This is a genomic window from Olleya sp. NP1-10 (assembly GCF_055804415.1).
In genome coordinates, this window is the sequence record NZ_CM147840.1 from 2199898 (window position 1) to 2222784 (window position 22887).

Sequence of the window (22887 nt, forward strand, 5' to 3'; positions counted from 1 at the left end):
AAATTTTTTTCGCTAAAAATGCAGCTACTTTATAAAAACAAAAAACCACAACTATAAAAACTGTGGCTTGTGTATTGTAATTCCTAAAACGAAGTCAATAGACTTCGAAAAAATGGTTAATACCTATTTTCAACTTCTGTTAGTCTAACTTCTTTACCATTATCGATAAGTGAACTTTTAGCATAGAAATCATTACCCTTTTTATATATTTTCATCAGAGGTTTACTGGTATCTCCTGTATACTCTTCATTTCCTTCATCGCCTACATCTACATAGTAAAGTAAAATTCCATCTTTAACCCTTTCTTGCCTACATTTGTAATCACAAAATTTATCTGAATCTGTTATTTGAAAAACAATATAATCTTCCTCTAAATAATCTATGAAATAATTTATTTCTTTATTGTATACTCCAGAATTTATTTCATATTCAAAAGCGTAATATTTATAATCATCTGATTTTTTCACAGGAGGTAAAGCCGATTTATCTATCTCTTCAAGCACTCTTGCAATATTTGTTATTTTATAATTATTATCAATCTCACTAACTTTTGGATATACTATCACATTATAGCCTAAATCTATAAATTCAACTTTAAACACTTCATTCTTTGATGTTTTTGAAACTTTCAATGTGTTTAAATCAAACTTCCCATGATCCTGACCAGTAATAATCATATTATAGTCCACGCTATTTATTTTTTCAATTAATTCATCAGACAAATAATTAGTAAAATTAAAATCATCAGAACTTTCATTTAAATATGTTAAGTATGCCGTATAAAATTCCTTAACAAGTTTAATAGATTTTTCTTTAGAAATCTGGTTTATTTTTTTAATACCTTTATTATCAGGTTTCTGTAAGCTTTCTGAAGTTTGAACAATATTATCTTTTTTTACATTTTGCTTACAAGAAGTAACTGAAAGTATAAAAACAAAAATTATTGTAAGTCTTAACATTTTATTTATTCCCATCTGTAAATCTTATAATTTGGTTGAGCATTTCTATAGTTATCTCCTGGATAAAGAGTTCGTTGAATAAAATCCGAAACCCAATTCTTACCATTCCACATAGCTGTATGTCCATCAGGATTATTTGTAAAACTTTCAATAACAGATATATCACCTATTTGGTAATTCCCATCAGGAACTTCTTTAAAACCTTTTTGAAGTAAAAATGGACCGTAATCTTTTGCAGATCTAGGTCTTCCTGTAGTACTCATACCTCCAGCTTCAAGTGCCCATCGTACATATTTAACACATTTACCTACAGAAGTAGTCATATCACCAGCTCTTTTATTTAATCTTTCAAGTGCTTTAGTCAAATCAAGACCAAGTTTTTTATTTTCTATGATTTCTCTCGGTTCAGGTTCTTTAATTCCAAACTTTTTTAAAAATCCAGGTTCTAAATGTAAATCAGATTGTCCAGCTAATTCTTCAGCAAGAAATTTATCATATGCTTCCCATTGCTTGACTCTAGCTTCGTGTATAGCATCTTTTATTTTTGACCTCTCTGTAAGTCCTTTTGTTGGTCCTTTTGTTAGTCCTTGTTTTTCATATCTACCAGGTGTAAAACTTGCCCAGGTATGTGACGCACATTCTTCTATTGCTCTAGTTACAAAACCATTAAGTAAATAGTTTAGTTGTTTTTTTGCATTGTATCCATCTATTAATAATGCGATACAAAACTCATCTTGAGATTTAGGAGAAAAATCCTTTATTTTATATTTATCGACAAAATCTCTGTTTTTATTATAATCACCTGTTTTTTTATGATTCTTTACAACTTCTCCGTTAAAATCCCACCATGTTTCTTTCATAATTTGATAAGATCCTGCTGCTGTACTGTATATTTTTGTACCATCAGCTTTGGTATACCAATAAATAGGTTTTTCTGGGTGTTTAGACATATCCGAAAAAAGTCTTTTTTGTCAAAAAGTGTAGTATACCCTTTTTCTCCGGGCACACCCTCAAACTTTTTAATAACTCGTAAAAAAGCTCTCACTCTTGCTTCATAATTATTTTCGGCTTTACTACTTCCAAAAATGAGTTTCATATGATTGATAAAAGCTAATGGGTGAAAATGAAAAATGGCATCAGATGCTGGAAATACGCGTTCATGTTTATCTTCTTTATTTTCTGAAGTAGAAGTAGAAGTAGAAGTAGAAGTAGAAGTAGAAGCTGAAGTTGAAGTTGGGGTAGTTGTAGTTTCTGTTTCTTTTCCTGTATCAGTTACCGATGCACTTTCTGCTTCATTCCAAAACATTAAATCAGTTACTTGTTGGGTTAAACTATCAAGATATTCTTGCTTTTTAGTTTCCATACTATCAATAATCTCTTGTGCCAACTTGTTCTTTTTAGCATTATTTATTTGATCTTTATAAAATTTTTCTACTTCTGGTTTAATTTCAGCTTCAGTTAGTGCCCATTCACTTCTATGTTTTGTTACTATTCTGCTCATTTCATAGAGTGTTTCGTTTGTGTTTAAGGCAGCGTTAACTTCGGTTGCTTCTATTACATTGTTTTGACTAATATTAAATTTCTCCCATATTTTTTTAAAAATTCAGATATTTTGTCTTCATCGTTTTGGGCATTTTTTACCTTATAAATATATTCACTACCAGCATCTAATATTTTAAAACCAAAATTTTTACAATGATAAGGACTAAAGAATTTTTCGGTAAAATCTTTACTTTTAACCCATTCTTTTTCAATAGTTAAAGTATCAGTACTCAAATACATATTTACAGTTTCAACTTGTAGATAGTGAAATTCATCGTTTTCTTCGTATAGCTTAATTTCTTTATCTGTCAGTTTTACTAAAGTAAGTTTTTGTGTTTTAAAAATAAAATCTTCATTATTTTTTTGATGATAACCAAATATTTGTCACTTCTTTTATTAAGCCTACTTCATCACCTACATTTACTTCATGTGCACCATCTTCATTATGATATTGAGCTTCTTGACTTTTATTAAATGCTTCGATATCAAAGGCTAAAAGTCTATGGCTAGCGGTTTTCCAACTTTCATCATTTCCATCAGCATCACATGCTTTTCCCTTTCTTAAAAGCAAAAAAAACACAGCTGTAAAATGTGGTTTGTATATTTTGTGTTTTATAGCACAAGTCAGAAGCTTGCGTCAATGGAAAGAATGAGCTTTAATTAATAATTTCAAAATCAGAACTTAAAACATAACCCTTTGATATGATTTTTCCGTTATAATATACTTTAAGCCAATCATCTAATATTTCTTCAACATACACAACATTATTCTCAATTAGAAATGCTGTTCTTACAGATTCTTTAGTAGTTTTATTATAAAAAAAGTCTTATTAACTTTTACCCTAGCTTTTTGAGAAAAATTATATATGTTAAACTCTTTTATATAATTAATATTATCAACTTTAGATTTTTTCTTTAATTTATAAAAAACTTCTAAAGGCAAGGTTGGTAATGATTTAAAATTAAAATATTCAGTATTTTTTTCATAGCTAAAACCATCATTTAAAATTTCGGCTACATCAAAATATCTTTCAACATTTGTGCTTATTTCTATATTCGAACTTTCATATGCTTCAATTTCTTGATTTAATCTAACTAATAGGTCTCCAGAATCTTTTAGATTATCAATAAATTTTTTTCATCTAATATTTTTTTCTTCATTTAAATTTAAAAAACCTAAATAATATTTTTTAAAATTTATTTTTTAAAATCTTTATTTTCTATTTTTACATCTAATGATTTTTTATTAAATACTATTTTGTAAAATTTATTTTGATTAAAATCTTTGAACTCAGATTCATGTTCAAGATAGTATGAGTAGCTTTCCCAAATACCTTGTAAATCTTTAATATTATATTTTAACTTATTTGAATCAATGTTATTGACTTTAACTTCTTCATTTTTCACTATAAATGGAACGGTATTATTATTTTGTTCTTTTTTACAGCTTATAAAAAAAGTGTTAAACCAGTAATTAAAAATCTAATTTGTGCCATTGTTTTTTGAGCTTCTGTTAGAACTTGATATGCTTTATTAGTGTATTTTTTTCTATGAGTTAACCCATTGTCACCTCCATTAACATCTTTTGTCACTTTGGTAATAATATCATCCGTAATTCCTTTATCACATTTTGTATGTGTTTTTTTTGTAGAATCTCTCCAAATAATCATTGAAGCTCTCATTGCAACATCGATATTTGTTTTTAAAAGAGAGATATCATCTCCCATAAAATCTTTAGGCTCATTTGGATATATTTTTTTCCATTCAGTATTTAACATCTTATATTTATTTTTACCTGTTAAGTGTATAAAGCCAACTCCAAAATAATCTGAACCATCTAAAGTTGATTTATCTCCATTGCCCATCCTACAACCATATACATAATCAAAGAGGGATTTACTTTTAATGTAACTAGATTTAATGGTGTACAAAGCATTAAATTGACTATAAGTCCAAGATGCTTGTTTTCCGACTTTAGTTATTTTAATGGGGTTTTCAACACTTCTCTTATGTCCGTAATTTTTTTGACTAGATGATTTCGGGTTTGTGTATTCACAAGTTAAATCTGCATTATAACCTTCTATTAAATCATGATATTTAAAAGTGTATTTACCAGTAGCAGTTGGATAATTTATTAAAACTTTTCTTAAGAAAATTTTATAAATAGTTTCTGCAATGTAATTACAATTTTCTTTTAATTGCATTAATTGACCTGTTTCAGTACCAATTTGACCTAAAAAATGAGATAGTCGATTGATAGTATTGATTTCAAATTTACATTTGTGTTCATTAATATCTTCAACAACCTCTTTCCTTTTTTTCTGTTGATTTAGGGAATATTTGTTTTAACATTTCAGGTGTAAGTTCTATACCATATTTATCATTAGCCGTAATCAACTTCATATGCTCTACAAAAGCAATAGGATGAAAATGATAAATACTAGAACTATCAGCAGGAAAAGTTCTTTTTTCTTCTGGTTTTTCTTTTCCGTTATAATGATGGTCAGCTTCTTCAACATCACCATCAGTGATTTGATCCCAAAAACACAGGTTGTTAATTTTTTCTTCTAACAAAACTTTTTTTGCCTCACGTGCTTGTTCTATTTTTTTTAAAGCTTCTGAAGCTAAATTTATTCCTTTTTCGTAAACTTTGTTTATTACTTTGTTAAATAGTGATGTATTATGACCAAAAGACTGAAGCTTTTAAATTGTGACTTATTTGTTATTTAATATATTTAAGCGTGACGCTTGCATCAGCAGGGAGAAAATAAAAACTTCGTGTTTAAAATGATTGATATGGTTTTACAAAAAATTAAAACCATACAAGCTTTTTCTTCTTAAACTCTTATAAAATAAAAAACCACAGCTTTTATTTAAACTGTGGCTTTATAATATCTTGTTTTTTAACGCTTACTAGTTAACATCACTAGTTACAAACTAGCAGAAGTAGGGAAGGTTGATTATTTCAATTTTTGAATTTCAATTTTAACATTCTCTGGTGTAGTAAGAGATGTATTTACATAATATTTACTACCTTTCTTATAAATTTTTATAAGAGGTAAATAATCTTTTAAAAATTCATCTGTGTGAGAAACACCTTTGTAATAATACAAAGCCAACGTATCAGCAACTTGATTTGAAATCAATTCATATTCATCATAATGTTGTCTTGCTACGGATTTATATCGAATATTTTTATCTGTAATAAAAATTTGCTTGCCTATATCTCTATTCTCAAAATAATATTCTCCCAACCAATTAGAAGTTGGCGAAATAAAACCATTCGGATATTCGTATAAATTAATAACCTTTTTATCGTTACATGTGTTCTTAAATGGTTTAGCATTGTACGATATACCATTATAAAAAGACCATTTTACTAACTTACTGTTAAAATCAATAATTTCAATATTAAAAGTATTTCCATAATTACAATTCTCTTCTATCTTAATTTCTAATTTTTTAGAATTTACTTTCTTTATACTTTCAATTTTACATTTACTAGGCTCCATGCCGTCATATTCTAAAAGATAACCGCCACTTATTTCAATAGTTCTACTTTCAGAGCAAGAAACGTCTCCTTCTATACTTATCCATTTTGTGTTAATAAACTTTTTAAATTCTTCTGTATTAGTAAAATATTCTTGTTTAGCGATTGATTTATTTGTTACTTCACTTGAAACAAGATTTTCAGTTTCTTTTTTTAGTTCTGAATTAGTTTCTTTTTTTGCTTTAAAACAAGAAATTAATAGAACAGTTAAACAAAATGTTATTACTTTTATTTTCATTCTTTTTAGTTTTTTCTAACCTGACTAACAAAATATTCTTCACTTCTATGACTAGCTTTACCTTTCAAAGAAAAATCAGCCCCTAAAAACAACTTGTTCTTAGAATTTTTACCATGATGTGGCCAACTAGTACCTACTTCATAAAATCTATAATAAACCTTATCATCTTCACAACCTCTTCCTACAATAACAACATAATGATCTGTAGTACCTTCGTTTATTATTTTTCCATTGTGTCTATAATTAAGTGTGTGATTTAAACCAACCAATACTGGTTTTCCCTTTTCCAATTCAGCATCAATATAATCGACACCTGCTTTTGCTTCTGTTGTTACAGCTATAGAAGTATTAGTATCATTCTCTTTTGCTGTAATAATCATTCCTCCTTTAAAACCTGAAGTTTTACTTAGGCCAGCACTCATTAATAGTTTTTGAGAAGTTCTCCAACAGGCATCTGTTTGCATATATAATTTACCTTCACTATTTCTCTTCCGTTCAGACTTATTAAATTGAGTTATCCAAGAAACTTTATCTTTTACATCTATGCATTTTTTATTACAAGAACAATTATTATTACATTCACAATTAATAGAAGTATTTTTAAATTCTAATCCTTTATCATATACTTCTTTTATTTTTTGTGTCATTTCCCAGACATATGTTTTTCCATTTTTATTACCTTTTTTATCTGTTTCCTCTTTAAAAAAGGTGGGATTTGCATCATAACCATATTTTCTGTAATAGGTTACATCTTTTTTTACTTCTCCATTGGTTTTATAATTAAGTGTTAATGAGCTATTAAAAACAGCATGATCTTTTTGATCTCCTTTACCTACATCTGCTGGAAAAATTACAGCTAAATAAAAGTCTGTCAGAGTTTTTAACTTTCCTTTATGACGTAACAGAAAACATTCAACATAACATAATTGTTCTTCTGCTGTCATACCTACTAAAGCAGTTTTTGAAAGTTTGGCTTTATGTAAAAAATATCTGCTGTTAATATCATCAACAGCACTTCTTCCAAATTGAATTAATCCTACGTACCCCTTTTTTCTGAATCTTTATCTTTACCTACTTCATTGTCTATACTTGGATCAAATGATTCGGCTGTTTCGAGAGCCATTATAGACATTAAATGATTCGGGTCACATTCTAAACGTTTTGAAATTTGTACTACTCGTTTTCTGAATTCACAAGATACCTTTTTACCCCAAACAAGTTCTGGACATTCTTCGTTAATTCCTCCACTACCAAAAATAAGTTTCATATGATTGACAAATGCAATAGGGTGGAAGTGTGTAACCTCATCTGTATTTGGCATGATACGTTCAGGTAGTTTTACTTGATCCTCTTCTGTAGTTGTGTTATTTTCTACAGGATTAGTTACAGGTTGTTGTTCTTCATTACTAGTTGTGTTATCATCAGTAGTCTTCTTTTCTTCATACTTTGCAGCTCTTAAATCAGTCCAAAAAGCTAAGTTTTCAACTTTTACTTTTAAACCTTCCAATTTTTCATCTTTGGCTTTGTGTAAGTCCTTATGTAACTCTTTATCATATAGTGTTTCAATTGCATAGTTATAAAACCCTGTTGCTTCTGCTTTTATTTCTTCAAAAATATATGACCATTCTATTTTATGCTTACAAACCATTTTTGAAACTTCGTCTTGTATTTCTAAAAACCGATAGGCATGTTCTAATTCAGCATTAGTAATAACACTATCTTTTTTAATTACATCTATTTTATCCCAAAGTGTCTTTATAAAATGACTATCTGTACTAGGTTTACCTAATACATTTTGTATGTCGTACATATATTCACTACCAGCATTAAAATACTTGAAACCAAATTTATTTAAATTATACGCACTAAAATAATCTTTTTCTTTAATATTAGTTATTTCTACCCAACCTGTTTCGGTATGAGGAGTATTTCCTTTAAAACTTTTAAAACTTAATTTACGGTATATTTTACTATCATGTTTAATATCCTTTATTGTAGTAGGTCTTGCTTTAACTACAGTAGCTTTTTCTAGTTCTTTATCAAGTATGTCATTAGACTTTTCGGGTACTACTAAATAACCTTTTTTTAAATTAGATAATACTTCTGTTTTATCTCCTGCTGTTACTTTGCGACATCCTTTAAAATGAGCTTTGTCTTTAAAGTTTAATTTTTTGTCGTGTTCTTTTTGTTTGTATAGTATTTTTTCTCTTACCTTATTGTTGTTTTTTTCTTTGTAATACCATTTACATAATATAATTTAGCATCTAAGCCTAATAGTTTTCCGCCAAAAGCATTATTAACCTCATCAAAATGTTTAGGCTTTATGGTGTAGATAACTCCGTGATCAACCAAATGGCTGTAGGTAATGTCTGAGCTATATATTTTATCCTCTAAATCTTCTTCAGCAATTATATTGTCATTTTCATTTGGAAAAAACCATTTAAGATTAGGGCGATTATAGGTGATTTGTTCATATCTATTATCATAGTTTGTAACATAATCATTAAGTGTAGATGTACTAGCTATACTTTTTGGTTCTAAGATTCTTTCAGGTATCATTTCAATAACCGCCTTTTCGTCTAGGTGATTAATTTCTATCCAAAATTCTTCTGGGTTTTTAGTTTTTTCATCTTTAGAGACAGGAGTATATTCTAAACTACGATATGCTTTTTTACCACTAGCAATTATTTCTTTCTCTTTAATTTTCCATGCTGCTGAACCTTTACCAGGTAAAGGAGAACCATCTTTATAACATCGTCTATGCCATTCTAGTCTAACATCTGCATTAGGGAGTTTGTTATTGAAATAAGCATTTATTTTAGGAAATAACGTTTTGTCTGCAATAGTATAATGATCTCCACCAGAAATTGAAAAAGTCATGTTTTTGGAATCTCTCAAAAATGAAGTCTCAAAAACAGCTCTAACTGGTTTCTCTTTTGGTTTGGGGGATATTTTAATTTTAGCGTAAATATCTTTAACATCTAAAACTTGTACTATAGTATCTTGTTTTAAATCGATATCAACTTCTATTCTCTTTTTAATTTTAGTACATTGTGGAAAGGATAAATATTTTTTATCTTCTTTGCTTCCAGCTCCATAACAATTATCTATAAAATCTTCAGCACCTTCTGCCATGAATACATCTACTTGGCAGGTGTTATATTCTTTTCTACCAGCAGCTCCATGTTCATAAGCTCCTGTAAATCCAATTAAGTCATTTGCATTTATAGGAATATCACAAGCTGTAATATCATCTGGAATTATTTTACTCTCGTCTAGATAAACTTTTGTTTCAAAATCATTTTTATAACAGTAACCTTTTTTACCTTCTATTTGGTACCAATTTTTATCTTTTTTAGCTATAATTACAGGGTTCCCATTAGCTATTATGTCTTTTTGATTACTTTCTTTTGATGTTGATTCGTAAATTATAGCTCCTTCTTTATTTTTATCCGTTTCGGAAACGGATGATTGGTCTATAAACTCACCTTCATCTTCTGTAGTTGTTATTTGATAACTATTACCAAGGTCTTCAACCCTTTTTGTTTTATCTCTTTTAAAATTTGTACTTATATAAGCATCTTCATACACTTTTCCATTAGGGTCAGTATACTTTACTTTAGCCCAACTTCCTATTTTTTCTTCAATTCCTTCTTTTGTTACTTTTTCGACTAATGTTCCGTTAGGTATGACAACTTTTATAGTATGCTTATAACTTTTTGTCCATTTTATTTTTCCTTTAACAGGAACTCTAGCATTTAAACCTTCAACTTTAGTAGTAGCACCTAATTTGTTATTTGCAATGACCTTAGTTTCTTCTTTTTGTAGAAATATGGGGATTTCTTCTTTTTTGGTTTTCTTTTTTAGCTCATCTAAACACATTAAGTGATTATATAAGCTATAAAAAGTAACATATTTTTTCTCTATTTTTTCTACATCATTACCTTTATTGTCTTTTTTAACAGTAGTTCTTGAAAGAGGAATATCATGTTGCAATAACATGAATGAATTTGAGTAGTTAAACCCTTTTTTTCTTCACAATTATTATTATCAGAAGACACCTCATTTTCCTTGGTGCTTACCATGCTATTAGTCTCTTCTTCAAAAAGATATTGTTTTTTTAAACGATATCCAATAATTCTCCCATCAGCAATAGCTCTAATTTGTTTATTTGCATCTTCTAAATGAATACCTCCATGCCATGTGTTAAAGTTGGTTATTAGGTATCTCCCAAAACTGTTTCTAAATTTCAAATCAGTTTTTTTACCATTTTTTTCGGGATAACTTACTTTCATAATACTTTTTTAAACGAATTAAATACTAAAGCCAAAATCATTTAAGAATCCTCTTTTGATTACTTCCTTTTTTAGCGCCTCTTGTTGTGCTATAGCCTCATTTAATTGGCTTCTGCGACCTGTTATAGACGCCATAACTTTAAGTGTAGGATTAATTGTTGGAAATGGTATTTTATGAATAGGCATTACTGATGTGGTTGGGCTAACACCTGTGCCAATTAATACGGTTGGTTCGCCTTGAGTTATTTGTCCACCATGTGCGGTTAAGCTACCTACGGTTGCTGCAGGTTTTCCGCCAATTAAAACGGTACCTTCACCCATAACTATTGAGTCTGGAGGTCCAATGCACGTGCATAAATCACCCATTACTGCTGCAGATTTACCACCAATTAATACTGTGGGTACACCTGGTCCAACTACTGGTCCACCGACATGAGGTGGAGGAGGAGTTCCTGGGTTTAACATTGGGCATACATGCATGCTTCCTATTGTTGCTGCTGGTCCTGGCATAATTTTTAGGGTTTAATTTATTTTTACAATTGCTCCTGAAACTTCTGTCATTGCGCTACCTGAAACTTTAGTTTGTGCACTATTAACTTCTGCAGAGGCTTGACCTTCTATAATTGCATTTATACCTGTTATTGTAGCATCACTTGAGGCTTCAATAGCTACGGAAGCATCACTATTAATTGTGGTGTCTGAAGTAGATTGTAATGCCAATGCGCTTTCTGAAATAATATTTGTGTCACCTTCTGATGAGGCATTAATATCACCTTGAGCTTGAATATCAATATTTTCTTCAGCAATCATTTTAATGTTCTTGGCTTGAAACTCTATATTTTCGGCAGCAGTTATAAATAATGATTTTGCTTGTGTATCAAATGTTATGACACTACCTTCATTATCATAAATATTTATTTTTTCTTCACCATCAGTATCATTTAGCTCTATGGTATGTCCACTTCTTGTACGTATGGCTTTTATGTCGTTATTACTGCTTTCAAATGTGCTGGCTTTATTGTTTCCGTTGTATAAACTACCTAACATATATGGGTGTTCAGCATTTCCGCCTTCAAAACCAATTAATACTTCTTCGTTAACTTCAGGTATAAAGTGGAAGCCTTTATCTACACCAGCATGTGGTGTTACTATACGTATCCAAGGTGTCATTTCACCAGTAATGGTTTGCCAAGGAAATTGTACTCTTATTCTACCTAAACCTTCCGGATCAACATTTTCTAATACAATTGCTGTTTGTGTTTCACTTTTAGGAAATGCACTTATGTTGGTGTTTGGATAAGCATCGAACTCTGCTGTAATCGCTTCAAATTCGTTTAAATAATTTCCGTTTTCAGAGTTAGAGTGTGTAACGCGTGTTACTCGGTAATTGTTGCCTTCAATTTTTATAATGTTTCCTAATTTGACTCCTGGATTATCACTAACACCATTAAGCATGACTTGTTTGATTTCGATAGCTTTTTTTGTAACTCAATACTTGTATCTAAACGTTGTTTTGCTTGTGGATCGTTATAATGGTTATGCCAAACTTTGGTTTCTTTATTAAAAATACTATTAGATTTATTGGTTACAAAACCATTATATCCATTAACTCCAGCAGTAATGTCTTTGGCGTCTTTTTCGTGTATTTCGTTTAATAAATAATCGTTAGCATAATATTTATAGTTGTGCGATTGCGGTAATAGTGATAAATGGTATTCTTTTAAGTCAAAACCATAGATTAGTTCAAGCTCGTTAGTTTCTGGAGCTCCAAAAATAAGTTGAGATCCATTATAGTAAAACCATTCTGAGTGTTGTGCAGCAAGTCTGCTAATGTAATTATAAGCGCTTTCGTTATGTTGTACAGTATAATGTAAAGATACGTTGTTTTGTGGTTGTACTACAACTTCTAATTGCGATTGGTCGTAATCTATTAACGTATTTTGTATAATTTCAGAGAGTTGTTTGTCGCTGTGTGAGGCATAATGTGGACCATCGTCTGTTATAAAAGTAGGGCTTTGTGCTACTATTTGTATGGTGTCACCAGTACTTGCTTCGTGACCTTTTATAGTTTTGACTTGGGTGACTATACCTTTAAACTCTAATTGGTGATAGTTTTCAATATCGTCTATTGGCGCTATTTGTACAGATATGGTTTCACCTAGATAATTTTTTGTGGTTTCGCCTAAAGTCATTTCTAAATCTTCAAGTACATCCATCCTAAAATGTAAGACTAGATAATGGTGTGCATCTATTTGCTGATTAAGCGTTAATTTTTTAAAAGCTGTAATTTCTTGACCATTAATAAAAATGGTAGTATTGCTTTGTAAAGCCATATTTTGGTTGTTATTTGGCTGAATTTAATCTGTTTTTAGCAGTCTAAATCTCAAGCTATTGTATGTAAAACGATGCTATTAAATAGACGTTTAATGACTAATAGTCTTCTTAATAGTTGCTTAAAATTAGTTTTAAAATATATATTATCATAATTTAATTAAATAAAATTTAATTAAAAATGACGTTATAAATTGGAGTAGATGAATAGTTTATCGTCTAAAACCGAATGTTTTTCGATAAGTTTCCCTTTAAAATTAGGAGCTGACACGCCTTCAGAAAATAATATATCTCCTTTAAAAATTCTTGCTTCGTCCCAAAGGTTTTTATCAATAAAAGCTTGTAGCGTTTTTGATCCACCTTCAATTATCACAGAATTGATGTTGTTTTTAAATAAATAATCACAAATAGCAGTAACAGATTGCTCTTTAAAAGTTAGAGTTTCTGCTTCAGTATTAAAAATAGTATAGTCATCAGACAATAAGTTATTTTTGTCTAAAACGACACGTGTTGGATTGCTTCCTGTCCAATCTCTAACCGTTAGGCTTGGATTGTCCATAATAACTGTGTTTGTACCAACTAAAATGGCTTGTTCTTCAGCTCTCCATTTATGTACTAGTTGCCTTGACATTGGATTAGTTATCCAAACGGGTTGTAATTGATCTCTGTTTTTTGGAGCTATAAAACCATCAACCGATTCTGCCCATTTTAATATAATGTAAGGTCTCTTTTTATTATGAAATGTAAAAAAACGCTTGTGATGTGCCTTGCATTCAGTTTCTAATACGCCAACCTTAACATTACGTCCAGCATCCAATAATTTTTTGATGCCTTTTCCTGCTACCTCAGGATTGTCATCTACACAGCCAATAACAACGTTTGGTATCTGGTGATGGATAATTAAATCGCTACAAGGTGGTGTTTTTCCGTAATGACTACAAGGTTCAAGGGTGACGTAAATAGTGGCTTGTTTTAATAAAGATTTGTCTTTAACACTATTGATAGCATTAACTTCAGCATGACTACCACCATATTTACTAGTGTAACCTTCACCAATTATGCGGTTGTTTACTACAATTACGCTACCAACCATTGGATTTGGACGTGTTTGTCCTAATCCTTTTTTTCCTATTTGTAAAGCACGTTGTATGTAATATTGATCCGTCAAAATTATAGTTTGATTTTTACATCTTCTGTTCGGTCTACATTGTAAGTATGCGAGAAGCCTAAAATTTTATATTTAATTTCGCCAAGATATTGGACTTTCATTTTTTTACTAAATAAACTGCCCAATAAACTGCTTAAATTTTTGTTGCTAAGTAGGCTGTCTGTTGGGATTTTAGCTTGTAATGGTATGCTAAATTCTTTTCTAGAAGGGACTTTAAAACTTTCGCTTGTGACAGATGCAAGTTCATTGTTGTTAACAATAACTCTAATTCCGTCAGTTTTTAATTGCCCACTAATGTGATTTGGGTTTAAGAAAAAAGCATCTGCAGTAAGTGTAATAAATTTAGAATTAGAGTGTGACACTTTAATATTTTCAACTTTAATAAATTCTGGTCTTTCGGTCACTTTACAACTAAAAAAGCAGAATAGTATTGTTAATAAAATTAGTGTTTTTCTCATGGTTCTATTTTTAGATTTACCGTATCTTTCACCTTTAAATCAAAGACAAAAATAACATTTAAAAGTGAGTAATACTACTATTGAAATAAGAGAAATCCAACCACAGGATAATCCTCAAATAGAGGCAGTTATACGTGAGGTTTTTATCGAGTATAAATTACCATTAGTTGGTACTGCTTATCAAGATGCTGAAACGCCTAAAATGTTTGAGGCTTATGCAGATCCAAAATCTGTGTATTATGTTGTTGTCGTTGATGGCAAAGTTGAAGGAGGTGGAGGTTTAAAACCTTTAAATGGTATGGAAAACGAGGTGTTTGAAATACAAAAAATGTATTTTTCAAATCGCTTACGCGGAAAAGGCTTTGGTAAAAAACTATTTTTAAAATGTTTAGAACACGGAAAGTCTTTAGGATTTAAAAAGGCCTATTTAGAAACTATTCCTGTTTTAAAAGAAGCTATCCATATTTACGAAACCAATGGTTTTAAGCATCTTGAAGGACCTTTAGGTAGTACAGGACATTTTAGTTGTGGTATTTGGATGTCAAAAAATATATAAAGTATATGTTGGTAAACGATTTAAAAGCGTTGTTTCATAATCAATTGGATGCCATTTATGGTAAGGACGAAGTGTTTACTTTTTTCTTTATGTTAACCGAAGCGTATAGTAATATTTCAAGATTAGATGTTGCTTTAGATATTAATTTAAGTATCACAAAAGCTGAGCAGCAGCCTTTTTTTGATGCTTTAGAACAATTAAAACAAGAGCAACCAATACAATATATAATAGGTGAAACTGAGTTTTTTGGACTGCCTTTTAAAGTCAATTCCAATACTTTAATTCCGCGTCCAGAAACCGAAGAATTAGTACAATTAATTATTGATAGTTACAGTAACAAAGCTTCAGTAAATGACGCTTCAATTATAGATGTTGGTACAGGCAGTGGTTGTATTGCTATTAGTTTGGCCAAAAACTTACCTAAAAGTACTGTTCATGCGCTTGATGTTTCCGCGAAAGCGATACAAACCGCATCACAAAACGCAGTGTTAAACCAAGTAAATGTTAGCTTTTTAGAAGCAAGTATTTTGGAGGATACGACTTGGAATCGTGTTTTTAAAGATTTAAAATTTGACATTATTGTATCTAATCCACCTTATGTAAGACAGCTTGAAAAACAAGCGATGTCTGCTAATGTGTTAGAAAACGAACCGCATTTAGCCTTATTTGTAGACGATGATAATCCTTTAATTTTCTATAAGGCTATTACAAATTTTGCATTACAATATTTAAAGCCTAAAGGCGAATTGTTTTTTGAAATAAATGAATATTTAGGTCAAGAAACAGTAGATTTATTAAACCATAATGGTTTTGAAAACGTACAATTAAAACAAGATTTTTTTGGAAAAGACCGTATGGTTTTTGGAAGAAAAAATAATACAATAAGCAGTTAACCATTGCTAATAGTCACATTATATGAGCATACAATTAAAAATAAACGCATTAAGAGAACAGTTAAGAGAACATAATTATAATTATTATGTTTTAGACAGTCCAACTATTAGCGATTATGATTTTGATATACAATTAAAAGAATTACAAGCTTTAGAAGAGGCTCATCCAGAGTTTTTTGACGCTACATCACCAACATTACGTGTTGGAGGAGCTGTGACTAAAAACTTTAATACAGTGGTACATAAACATAGGATGTACAGTTTAGATAATTCGTATTCTTTAGAAGATTTAAAAGATTGGGAAACACGTATTAAAAAAATGGTGGATGGTCCAGTTGAGTATGTTTGCGAGCTTAAATATGATGGCGCATCTATTAACTTAACATACCAAAATGGAACCTTGTTTAATGCAGTAACACGTGGAGATGGTATTCAAGGTGATGATGTTACAGCTAATATAAAAACCATTAATTCTGTGCCTTTACAATTAAAAGGACAAGATGTACCTGAGCAATTTGAAATTAGAGGAGAAATAGTATTGCCTTTTGATGGGTTTCATGCCATGAATGAAGAACGAATTGCTGATGGAGAAGAGCCCTATAAAAATCCACGTAACACAGCATCAGGAAGCTTAAAACTTCAGGATAGTGCTGAGGTTGCAAAACGACCTTTAGATTGTTTATTATACGGTTTAGTTGGTGGAAATTTTGATTATAAAACGCATTTTGAAAGCTTAGACAAAGCACGTCAAATGGGATTTAAAGTACCTAATGAAGCGACATTGTGTCAAAGTATAGATCAAGTATTTGAGTTTATTAACCATTGGGATGTGGCTAGACACGATTTACCGTATGAGACTGATGGAGTAGTGGTCAAGGTTAATAATCTACACCAACAAGACGAGCTTGGTTTTACATCCAAGGCACCACGTTGGGCTATGGCTTATAAATTTAAGGCAGAGCAAGTTAGTACTGTATTAAATCAAATAACTTATCAAGTTGGGCGTACAGGAGCAATTACACCTGTTGCTAATTTAGAACCTGTTGAACTAGCAGGAACAGTTGTAAAACGAGCATCTTTACATAATGCAGATCAAATTGAAAAATTAGACATTAGAGAAGGAGATACGGTTTTTGTAGAAAAAGGAGGAGAAATTATACCAAAAATTATTGCAGTAAATTTAGAAAAAAGACCAGAATATTCAGTACCTACAAAATACATTACAGAATGTCCAGAATGTCATACACCTTTACAAAGAGAAGTTGGAGAAGCGAAACATTTTTGTCCAAATTACAATGGTTGTAATCCTCAAATCATTGGTCGTATTCAGCATTTTATTTCTAGAAAAGCGATGGATATTGATGGCTTAGGAGGAGAGACTGTTGCGCTTTTAGTTAATGCAGGATTAATTAAAAATTATGCAGATTTATACGAGTTAACCAAAGCACAAGTATTACCCTTAGAACGCATGGCAGAGAAAAGTGCCGACAATTTAATTGCTGGTATTGAAGCTTCAAAGCAAATTCCTTTTGAACGTGTTTTATTTGCTTTAGGTATTAGGTTTGTTGGAGAAACGGTTGCGAAAACATTAGTTAAACATTATAAAACCATTGATGCATTGGCTTTTGCTTCGGTTTTAGATTTAGAGCAGGTTAATGAGATTGGTATTAGAATAGCCCAAAGTGTTGTTGACTTTTTTACAGACCCAGAGAACCAAGATACAATCAACAGATTAAAATCTTATGGCTTGCAATTAGAGATTTCTGCTGAAAAATTAGCGGGTCAAACCGACAAGTTAAAAGGACAAGTAATTGTTGTTTCTGGTGTATTTCATTCCGTATCAAGAACTGAACTTAAAAAACTGATAGAAGATAATGGTGGAAAGGTAAGTAGTTCAATTTCATCTAAAACTAGTTACATTGTAGCTGGAGACAATATGGGACCAAGTAAAAAAGAGAAGGCAGAAAAGCTTAAAGTCGAATTAATTTCTGAGCAGGATTTCTTACAGAAACTTGATTAATTCTTGTTATAATCCGTTAAAAAGCATTTATTTTCGTCTAATAACGAAATTAATGTATATTTGCTGCTCAAATCAGAATGATGAAGTTATCAAGGTTTAATGTTGTATCCATAATATTGGTTATACTTGTCCTGCTTGTTGCGGTTGGTAGAATATTTGTTTGTCCTGCTTTATCAAATTATTCATGGATTGCTATATTTCCACTGTTTGTTTACTTGTACTACAGTCATGTTAAGGATAAAAACCATTTGTTTGGTTTTTTCTCGTTGCTTTTTCAATTGCAGAGTTTTTGAAAATAGTCTTTGATACAAGTAATGCTATGGCTTACTATTTTGCAAACATTTTAGTGATTATAGCTTACGTTACTTTAATAATATTTTTTGTTAAAGACATAAAATTAAAACCATTATTAAAAGACTTTAAAATACATATTATAGTCTTATTGGTGTTTAATGCTTATATAATATACGTGTTAAATCAAATGATTATGCAAGATGAAGATATATCTGTGTATTCATTAGATTTTTTAATCGAGGTTACCTATAATGTATTGATATTGCTAGTGTTGTCATTATCGTTGATACATTATTTATATCATGAGACTAAGCCTGGTTTATTTTTGTTTTTAGCTAGTGTTTGTATTGTTTTTTCAGAAATGGTTCAGGTAGCTTATTTATTTATTTCGTCACAACAATTGTTACAGGTAATATACTCTTCATTAATGGCAGTTGGATTTTATTTTTTATACGAGTATATCAAAATAAAACACAACCCACCACCAATATCTACACAAACTGTAAAGCGTTAAACGATTATTGAAGTTCCTTCAGCTTTTTTAGTGTTATCAGATTCAAAATAAAAATCAATTTTACCAAGATTTATTCCGTAGCAACCAACTTGGTTTACTAATACGTTTTTACCATCAATATTTTGTGCAACTGTAGGTTTAGGTAAAAAAGTATGTGTGTGACCACCAATAATTAAGTCTATGTCTTTAGTGTTTTTAGCTAATTTAAGATCGCTTATTTTATCTGGATTTTTCTTATAGTTATAGCCTAAGTGAGACAAACAAATGATTAAATCACATTGTTCATCCTTTTTAAGGATTCTTGTCATTTCTTGAGCAGTTTCAATAGGATCTAAATATTCTGTTTCTTTATACATAGACTTATCAACAAGACCATCTAATTGTATTCCTAACCCAAATACACCTATTTTTAAACCTTCTTTTTTAAAGACTTGATAAGGTTTAACATGTGTATCCATAACAGTGTTTTTAAAGTCGTAGTTTGCAGATACAAAACCAAAGTTAGCATGTGGTAATTGTGCATATAAACCATCTATGCCATTATCAAAATCATGATTACCAATAGTTGCTAAATCGTATTTTAAACGACTCATTAGTTTAAATTCTAATTCTCCTCCATAATAGTTAAAATATGGTGTGCCTTGAAAAATGTCACCAGCATCAAGTAATAAGGTGTTAGGATTGTCTTTTCTAATATTTTCAATTAAAGTTGCACGTCTAGCGACACCACCTTTATTGGCATTTCGTCCATCTTCAGGACCAAAAGCATCAATATGACTATGCACATCATTGGTATGTAGAATGGTGATTTTTTTAGTATTGGCAGTTGTTGCAAAAGATTGTAATCCATAACCACCAACTGTAATTAAAGCAGTCGCAGCTGTTGCTTGTTGTATAAAGTCTCTACGTTTCATTTCTGGTTATTTAGTTTGGATAAATCTATTGTCAATTACAGGTTTGATAGTATCTACACTTTTAAAGTAGTCTATCATAGCGTTTCTTATTTTATAATCTAAAACATAAAGACTATCATTTGTTTTAAAAAATCGCATTCGGTCACCACCATTATACAAATAGTCGTTAGTAGCAACATAATAGGTTTTATCGTTTTGTATAGGTTTATTGTTTAATAAAGCTTCAGTAATCGCATAATTTTTGTCTAAAGTTAATTGCAATCCACTAATAGGGTGTGCTCGTTTAGCTTGACTTAAGTAATGTGTTAAACTATCAATTTGTTGTCCTTTTAAAGCAACCACAACAATACTGTTTTCAAAAGGCATGATTTGAAAAGCGGTTCTTGTCGTTACGTTTCCTTTAGATATAATAGATCGTATACCACCATGATTTAATAAAACCATATCTATGTTGTGACCAGTGCGTTTGTTGAAAATTGGGTCGCTTTGCGTCAATACAGCATCAGCCATCAAGTTACCAATAGCAGTATTTAAGTCGCCATCATTTTTACTGTAAGTTTCAGGAGCGTAAGACAAAATAGCATTCATGTCTTTGTTTACGCTTTCGCGGAAAGGTTTAATTATCGAGTCTATGCCTTTATCAATAGCAATAGAGTCCGTAATTGGGATCTGTTTACCTTCGATTTTAGTTAAACTAAAAGCCTCTTGCTTACAGGATGCTAAAGACAAAATAGCAAGCAAAAATAAAAGTGGTCTTAAATTCATATTTAAAGTTGAATAATTTAAAGTCAATATTTAGTTACAATCATTACATTTGTAACAAAGGAATAAAGATAGATGATTTTAAAAAGATTTATAGACAAATCTAATAAAAAGTATGTTAAGAAATCTGTACTAAACAGAGTAGTACAGCCTAATGACAACAAAATTAACAGCATTGGTGTACTGGTAGATAATAATGAATTTGCTGATATAGAGTGGATTAATAATTTAGCACAAAGCCTAAAAGTCAATCAAAATCAATTAAAAATTTTATCATATTTTAATCCAAAAAAAGAGGAAATTTCTGTCTTTACAAATACCTTTGCAAAAAAAGATTTGAGCTGGAATGGTCAATTTAAATCACAAATAGCTAAGGATTTTGTAAATACATCTTTTGATTTGTTAATTAACTTGTATCAAACCAATGATTTAGCATTGCAAGTTGCAACAGCAGCAACAAATGCAACCCTAAAAGTTGGTTTAAATAACACTAATCCAGAATTAAACGATTTAATTATTAATGTAAACATTAATGATAAATCCGTTTTTAAAACCGAATTAATAAAATACCTAAACATATTAAATAAATTAAAGTAATGAATAACCCTTTTTTAGGCACAGGAGTAGCAATTGTAACACCTTTTAATGATGACTTAACGGTCGATTACAAAGCGCTAGAAAACATTGTAGAATACAACATTACCAATGGTACAGATTATATAGTAATAAGTGGTACAACAGGTGAGAGTGTTACAGTTACCAAACAGGAAAAAAAGAGATAGTTACAGCAATAATTAAATACAATAAAGGACGTTTACCTTTAGTTTTAGGTATTGGAGGAAACAATACATTAGCAGTTGTTGAAGAAATCGAAAATACAGATTTAACTGCTTTCGCAGGAATTTTATCCGTTGCACCATATTACAGTAAACCAACACAAGAAGGGTTTTACCAGCATTTTAAAGCAGTAGCAGAAGCTTGTCCAGTACCAGTTATACTATATAATGTGCCAGGACGAACAGCAAAAAACATGTCTCCAGAAACAACATTACGTTTAGCAAAAGATTTTGAAAATGTTGTGGCTGTAAAAGAAGCAGGAAACAATATGGGACAATATTTAGAGTTATTAAGAGATAAACCTGAAGATTTTTCAGTTATTTCAGGAGATGACGATTTAGCTTTAGGTGTTGTTTTAGCAGGAGGAGCAGGAGTTATATCTGTAATAGGTCAAGCTCTGCCAAAAGCATTTTCTACAATGATAAACCTAGGTTTAGAAGGTAAAGCAAAAGAAGCTTATGATTTGCATTTTAAAATGATGGACATTGTTAGTTTAATTTTTGCCGAAAACAATCCAGCAGGAGTAAAAGCTGTTTTAAGCCAATTAAATTTATGTGCTACAACAGTTAGATTACCATTAGTTCCTGCAACAGATCAGTTGCAAAAAAGTATTGAGGCGTTCCTGTCAAATTTTGATAAAAGTTAAATTATACTTAAACCTATATCAAACTTGATATCTTCAATTAATTTAGCAACTAAATTATATTTTTAAAATCCATTTAAATAGCGTATTTTTGCGCTTCGTTAAAATTTTATGAAGAATTTATTTTACATCTTAATTACATTTTTAGTTTTTACTTCTTGTAGCGATTATCAAAAGGCTTTAAAGTCTGAAGACGTTGCTGTTAAGTTTAAAATGGGAGAACAACTATATAATGAAGGAAAATTCAATAAAGCTAGTCGTTTATTTGAACAAATTTTACCAGCATATAGAGGTAAGCCCCAAGCTGAAAAGTTAATGTTTTTAGATGCAGATTGCTATTTTCAAACAGGACAAGAATACCTAGCAGGTTACAAATTTGAACGTTTTGCATCCTCGTACCCTAAAAGTGAAAAAGTTGAAGAAGCTTATTATAAAAGTGCAATAAGCTACGCAGATTTAGCACCTGTTTATTCTAAAGAACAACACGATACAAATCATGCCTTAGAAAAATTACAATTATTTGCAAACTTGTATCCAACGTCAGAGCACATGCCAAAAATTAACGAATTGGTAAAAGATTTAGAATACAGACTAGAGTTTAAAGCTTATAGTATTGCAAAACAATACAATCACATTTCAGACTTTAAAGCATCAATAAGTGCTTTTAGTAACTTTATAGCAGATTTTCCAGGAACAACCTTGCGTGAAAAAGCGTTGTTTTACAGATTTGATTCTGCTTATCAGTTAGCAATGAAAAGTGTAGAATCAAAAAAAGAAGACAGGTTAAATACAGCAATTACTTATTATAATAGCTACAAAAAATCCAAAGGTGAATTAAAATTTTTGGAAGAAGCAGATAGTATGGCTGAAGATTTAAACGAACAATTACAACAATATAGTACCAAAAGCTAAT

At 30.4% G+C, this 22887-nt stretch carries 26 protein-coding genes and 1 pseudogene; 7 read left to right on the forward strand and 20 right to left on the reverse strand.

Annotation, left to right across the window (positions count from 1 at the left end; genetic code table 11):
* Window positions 1-116: 116 nt before the first annotated feature.
* The 18 genes from AC0L4B_RS10265 to AC0L4B_RS10350 form a co-directional block, all read right to left on the reverse strand.
* A complete protein-coding gene (locus AC0L4B_RS10265) occupies window positions 117-974 on the reverse strand; it encodes a hypothetical protein (protein ID WP_473436818.1) in 858 nt (285 codons plus the stop codon).
* Window positions 965-1909 carry a hypothetical protein gene (locus AC0L4B_RS10270; RefSeq protein WP_473436819.1) on the reverse strand — a complete coding sequence of 315 codons (945 nt, stop codon included), beginning with the start codon at window positions 1907-1909 and terminating at the stop codon, window positions 965-967. Before AC0L4B_RS10270 ends, AC0L4B_RS10265 begins: the two co-directional genes overlap by 10 nt.
* Window positions 1816-2460, reverse strand: coding sequence for a hypothetical protein (locus tag AC0L4B_RS10275; RefSeq protein WP_473436820.1), 645 nt, complete (start codon window positions 2458-2460; stop codon window positions 1816-1818). The genes AC0L4B_RS10270 and AC0L4B_RS10275 overlap by 94 nt, the downstream gene beginning before the upstream one ends.
* Window positions 2461-2513: 53 nt before the next feature.
* Window positions 2514-2735: a hypothetical protein gene (locus AC0L4B_RS10280; protein WP_473436821.1), complete on the reverse strand. Its 222-nt coding sequence runs from the start codon at window positions 2733-2735 to the stop codon at window positions 2514-2516.
* 121 nt (window positions 2736-2856) lie between these two features.
* A complete protein-coding gene (locus AC0L4B_RS10285; protein WP_473436822.1) occupies window positions 2857-3072 on the reverse strand; it encodes a hypothetical protein in 216 nt (71 codons plus the stop codon).
* A 626-nt stretch (window positions 3073-3698) separates the two neighbouring features.
* On the reverse strand, window positions 3699-3908 hold the full coding sequence (locus tag AC0L4B_RS10290) for a hypothetical protein (protein ID WP_473436823.1): 210 nt from the start codon (window positions 3906-3908) through the stop codon (window positions 3699-3701).
* A gap of 41 nt (window positions 3909-3949) precedes the next feature.
* Entirely contained in the window at window positions 3950-4705 is a 756-nt protein-coding gene (locus tag AC0L4B_RS10295; protein WP_473436824.1) for a hypothetical protein, read from the reverse strand.
* 94 nt (window positions 4706-4799) lie between these two features.
* Window positions 4800-5075: a hypothetical protein gene (locus tag AC0L4B_RS10300; RefSeq protein WP_473436825.1), complete on the reverse strand. Its 276-nt coding sequence runs from the start codon at window positions 5073-5075 to the stop codon at window positions 4800-4802.
* Window positions 5076-5461: 386 nt separating this feature from the next.
* Window positions 5462-6289, reverse strand: coding sequence for a hypothetical protein (locus tag AC0L4B_RS10305; RefSeq protein WP_473436826.1), 828 nt, complete (start codon window positions 6287-6289; stop codon window positions 5462-5464).
* 5 nt (window positions 6290-6294) lie between these two features.
* Window positions 6295-7233, reverse strand: coding sequence for a hypothetical protein (locus AC0L4B_RS10310; protein WP_473436827.1), 939 nt, complete (start codon window positions 7231-7233; stop codon window positions 6295-6297).
* 92 nt (window positions 7234-7325) lie between these two features.
* On the reverse strand, window positions 7326-8099 hold the full coding sequence (locus tag AC0L4B_RS10315) for a hypothetical protein (protein WP_473436828.1): 774 nt from the start codon (window positions 8097-8099) through the stop codon (window positions 7326-7328).
* Window positions 8100-8497: 398 nt separating this feature from the next.
* Complete coding sequence (locus AC0L4B_RS10320; RefSeq protein ID WP_473436829.1) at window positions 8498-10285, reverse strand: hypothetical protein; 1788 nt, start codon at window positions 10283-10285, stop codon at window positions 8498-8500.
* Window positions 10222-10542, reverse strand: a complete 321-nt coding sequence (locus AC0L4B_RS10325) for a hypothetical protein (protein WP_473436830.1) — start codon at window positions 10540-10542, stop codon at window positions 10222-10224. Before AC0L4B_RS10325 ends, AC0L4B_RS10320 begins: the two co-directional genes overlap by 64 nt.
* Before the next feature lie 60 nt (window positions 10543-10602).
* Window positions 10603-11094, reverse strand: coding sequence for a PAAR domain-containing protein (locus AC0L4B_RS10330; RefSeq protein WP_473436831.1), 492 nt, complete (start codon window positions 11092-11094; stop codon window positions 10603-10605).
* 12 nt (window positions 11095-11106) lie between these two features.
* On the reverse strand, window positions 11107-12039 hold the full coding sequence (locus AC0L4B_RS10335) for a phage baseplate assembly protein V (protein ID WP_473436832.1): 933 nt from the start codon (window positions 12037-12039) through the stop codon (window positions 11107-11109).
* Window positions 12000-12917: a contractile injection system protein, VgrG/Pvc8 family gene (locus tag AC0L4B_RS10340; protein ID WP_473436833.1), complete on the reverse strand. Its 918-nt coding sequence runs from the start codon at window positions 12915-12917 to the stop codon at window positions 12000-12002. The genes AC0L4B_RS10335 and AC0L4B_RS10340 overlap by 40 nt, the downstream gene beginning before the upstream one ends.
* 185 nt (window positions 12918-13102) lie before the next feature.
* Window positions 13103-14086, reverse strand: coding sequence for a bifunctional diaminohydroxyphosphoribosylaminopyrimidine deaminase/5-amino-6-(5-phosphoribosylamino)uracil reductase RibD (gene ribD, locus AC0L4B_RS10345; protein WP_473439430.1), 984 nt, complete (start codon window positions 14084-14086; stop codon window positions 13103-13105).
* Window positions 14086-14541, reverse strand: coding sequence for an LEA type 2 family protein (locus tag AC0L4B_RS10350; protein WP_473436834.1), 456 nt, complete (start codon window positions 14539-14541; stop codon window positions 14086-14088). Before AC0L4B_RS10350 ends, ribD begins: the two co-directional genes overlap by 1 nt.
* A 64-nt stretch (window positions 14542-14605) precedes the next feature.
* On the opposite strand from AC0L4B_RS10350, the gene AC0L4B_RS10355 reads away from it, so the two are divergent.
* The 4 genes from AC0L4B_RS10355 (at window position 14606) to AC0L4B_RS10370 (ending at window position 18818) form a co-directional block, all read left to right on the forward strand.
* Window positions 14606-15097: a GNAT family N-acetyltransferase gene (locus AC0L4B_RS10355; protein ID WP_473436835.1), complete on the forward strand. Its 492-nt coding sequence runs from the start codon at window positions 14606-14608 to the stop codon at window positions 15095-15097.
* A gap of 5 nt (window positions 15098-15102) precedes the next feature.
* Window positions 15103-15990, forward strand: a complete 888-nt coding sequence (gene prmC / locus AC0L4B_RS10360; protein WP_473436836.1) for a peptide chain release factor N(5)-glutamine methyltransferase — start codon at window positions 15103-15105, stop codon at window positions 15988-15990.
* Window positions 15991-16012: 22 nt separating this feature from the next.
* Window positions 16013-18010 carry an NAD-dependent DNA ligase LigA gene (gene ligA, locus AC0L4B_RS10365; protein ID WP_473436837.1) on the forward strand — a complete coding sequence of 666 codons (1998 nt, stop codon included), beginning with the start codon at window positions 16013-16015 and terminating at the stop codon, window positions 18008-18010.
* Window positions 18011-18299: 289 nt separating this feature from the next.
* Window positions 18300-18818, forward strand: coding sequence for a hypothetical protein (locus AC0L4B_RS10370; RefSeq protein ID WP_473436838.1), 519 nt, complete (start codon window positions 18300-18302; stop codon window positions 18816-18818).
* Here AC0L4B_RS10370 and AC0L4B_RS10375 read toward each other — a convergent pair.
* Window positions 18815-19732, reverse strand: a complete 918-nt coding sequence (locus tag AC0L4B_RS10375; RefSeq protein WP_473436839.1) for a bifunctional metallophosphatase/5'-nucleotidase — start codon at window positions 19730-19732, stop codon at window positions 18815-18817. The two genes, AC0L4B_RS10370 and AC0L4B_RS10375, sit on opposite strands and share 4 nt — an antisense overlap.
* A gap of 6 nt (window positions 19733-19738) precedes the next feature.
* A complete protein-coding gene (locus tag AC0L4B_RS10380; protein WP_473436840.1) occupies window positions 19739-20497 on the reverse strand; it encodes a 5'-nucleotidase C-terminal domain-containing protein in 759 nt (252 codons plus the stop codon).
* A gap of 72 nt (window positions 20498-20569) precedes the next feature.
* Between AC0L4B_RS10380 and AC0L4B_RS10385 the strand changes: the two genes are divergently transcribed.
* From AC0L4B_RS10385 to AC0L4B_RS10395, 3 genes and pseudogenes are all read left to right on the forward strand, one after another.
* The gene (locus AC0L4B_RS10385) at window positions 20570-21091 is read left to right on the forward strand and encodes a DUF6913 domain-containing protein (RefSeq protein WP_473436841.1); all 522 of its coding nucleotides are present in this window, start codon (window positions 20570-20572) and stop codon (window positions 21089-21091) included.
* Window positions 21091-21977, forward strand: a pseudogene (gene dapA, locus AC0L4B_RS10390) (4-hydroxy-tetrahydrodipicolinate synthase). The gene AC0L4B_RS10385 and the pseudogene dapA overlap by 1 nt, the downstream one beginning before the upstream one ends.
* A gap of 108 nt (window positions 21978-22085) precedes the next feature.
* Entirely contained in the window at window positions 22086-22886 is an 801-nt protein-coding gene (locus tag AC0L4B_RS10395) for an outer membrane protein assembly factor BamD (RefSeq protein ID WP_473436842.1), read from the forward strand.
* Window position 22887 lies beyond the last annotated feature (1 nt).

Excerpts from the sequence above, each read along its gene's own strand:
- AC0L4B_RS10315 (WP_473436828.1), bottom strand. The coding sequence starts at position 8,099 with ATGTACGACATACAAAATGTATTAGGTAAACCTAGTACAGATAGTCAT.
- AC0L4B_RS10380 (WP_473436840.1), bottom strand. The coding sequence starts at position 20,497 with ATGAATTTAAGACCACTTTTATTTTTGCTTGCTATTTTGTCTTTAGCA.
- AC0L4B_RS10335 (WP_473436832.1), bottom strand. The coding sequence starts at position 12,039 with ATGCTTAATGGTGTTAGTGATAATCCAGGAGTCAAATTAGGAAACATT.
- AC0L4B_RS10340 (WP_473436833.1), bottom strand. The coding sequence starts at position 12,917 with ATGGCTTTACAAAGCAATACTACCATTTTTATTAATGGTCAAGAAATT.
- AC0L4B_RS10270 (WP_473436819.1), bottom strand. The coding sequence starts at position 1,909 with ATGTCTAAACACCCAGAAAAACCTATTTATTGGTATACCAAAGCTGAT.
- prmC (WP_473436836.1), top strand. The coding sequence starts at position 15,103 with ATGTTGGTAAACGATTTAAAAGCGTTGTTTCATAATCAATTGGATGCC.
- AC0L4B_RS10295 (WP_473436824.1), bottom strand. The coding sequence starts at position 4,705 with ATGCAATTAAAAGAAAATTGTAATTACATTGCAGAAACTATTTATAAA.
- AC0L4B_RS10275 (WP_473436820.1), bottom strand. The coding sequence starts at position 2,460 with ATGAGCAGAATAGTAACAAAACATAGAAGTGAATGGGCACTAACTGAA.
- AC0L4B_RS10350 (WP_473436834.1), bottom strand. The coding sequence starts at position 14,541 with ATGAGAAAAACACTAATTTTATTAACAATACTATTCTGCTTTTTTAGT.
- AC0L4B_RS10310 (WP_473436827.1), bottom strand. The coding sequence starts at position 7,233 with ATGACAGCAGAAGAACAATTATGTTATGTTGAATGTTTTCTGTTACGT.
- AC0L4B_RS10265 (WP_473436818.1), bottom strand. The coding sequence starts at position 974 with ATGGGAATAAATAAAATGTTAAGACTTACAATAATTTTTGTTTTTATA.
- AC0L4B_RS10375 (WP_473436839.1), bottom strand. The coding sequence starts at position 19,732 with ATGAAACGTAGAGACTTTATACAACAAGCAACAGCTGCGACTGCTTTA.
- AC0L4B_RS10330 (WP_473436831.1), bottom strand. The coding sequence starts at position 11,094 with ATGCCAGGACCAGCAGCAACAATAGGAAGCATGCATGTATGCCCAATG.
- AC0L4B_RS10385 (WP_473436841.1), top strand. The coding sequence starts at position 20,570 with ATGATTTTAAAAAGATTTATAGACAAATCTAATAAAAAGTATGTTAAG.
- AC0L4B_RS10305 (WP_473436826.1), bottom strand. The coding sequence starts at position 6,289 with ATGAAAATAAAAGTAATAACATTTTGTTTAACTGTTCTATTAATTTCT.
- AC0L4B_RS10395 (WP_473436842.1), top strand. The coding sequence starts at position 22,086 with ATGAAGAATTTATTTTACATCTTAATTACATTTTTAGTTTTTACTTCT.
- ligA (WP_473436837.1), top strand. The coding sequence starts at position 16,013 with ATGAGCATACAATTAAAAATAAACGCATTAAGAGAACAGTTAAGAGAA.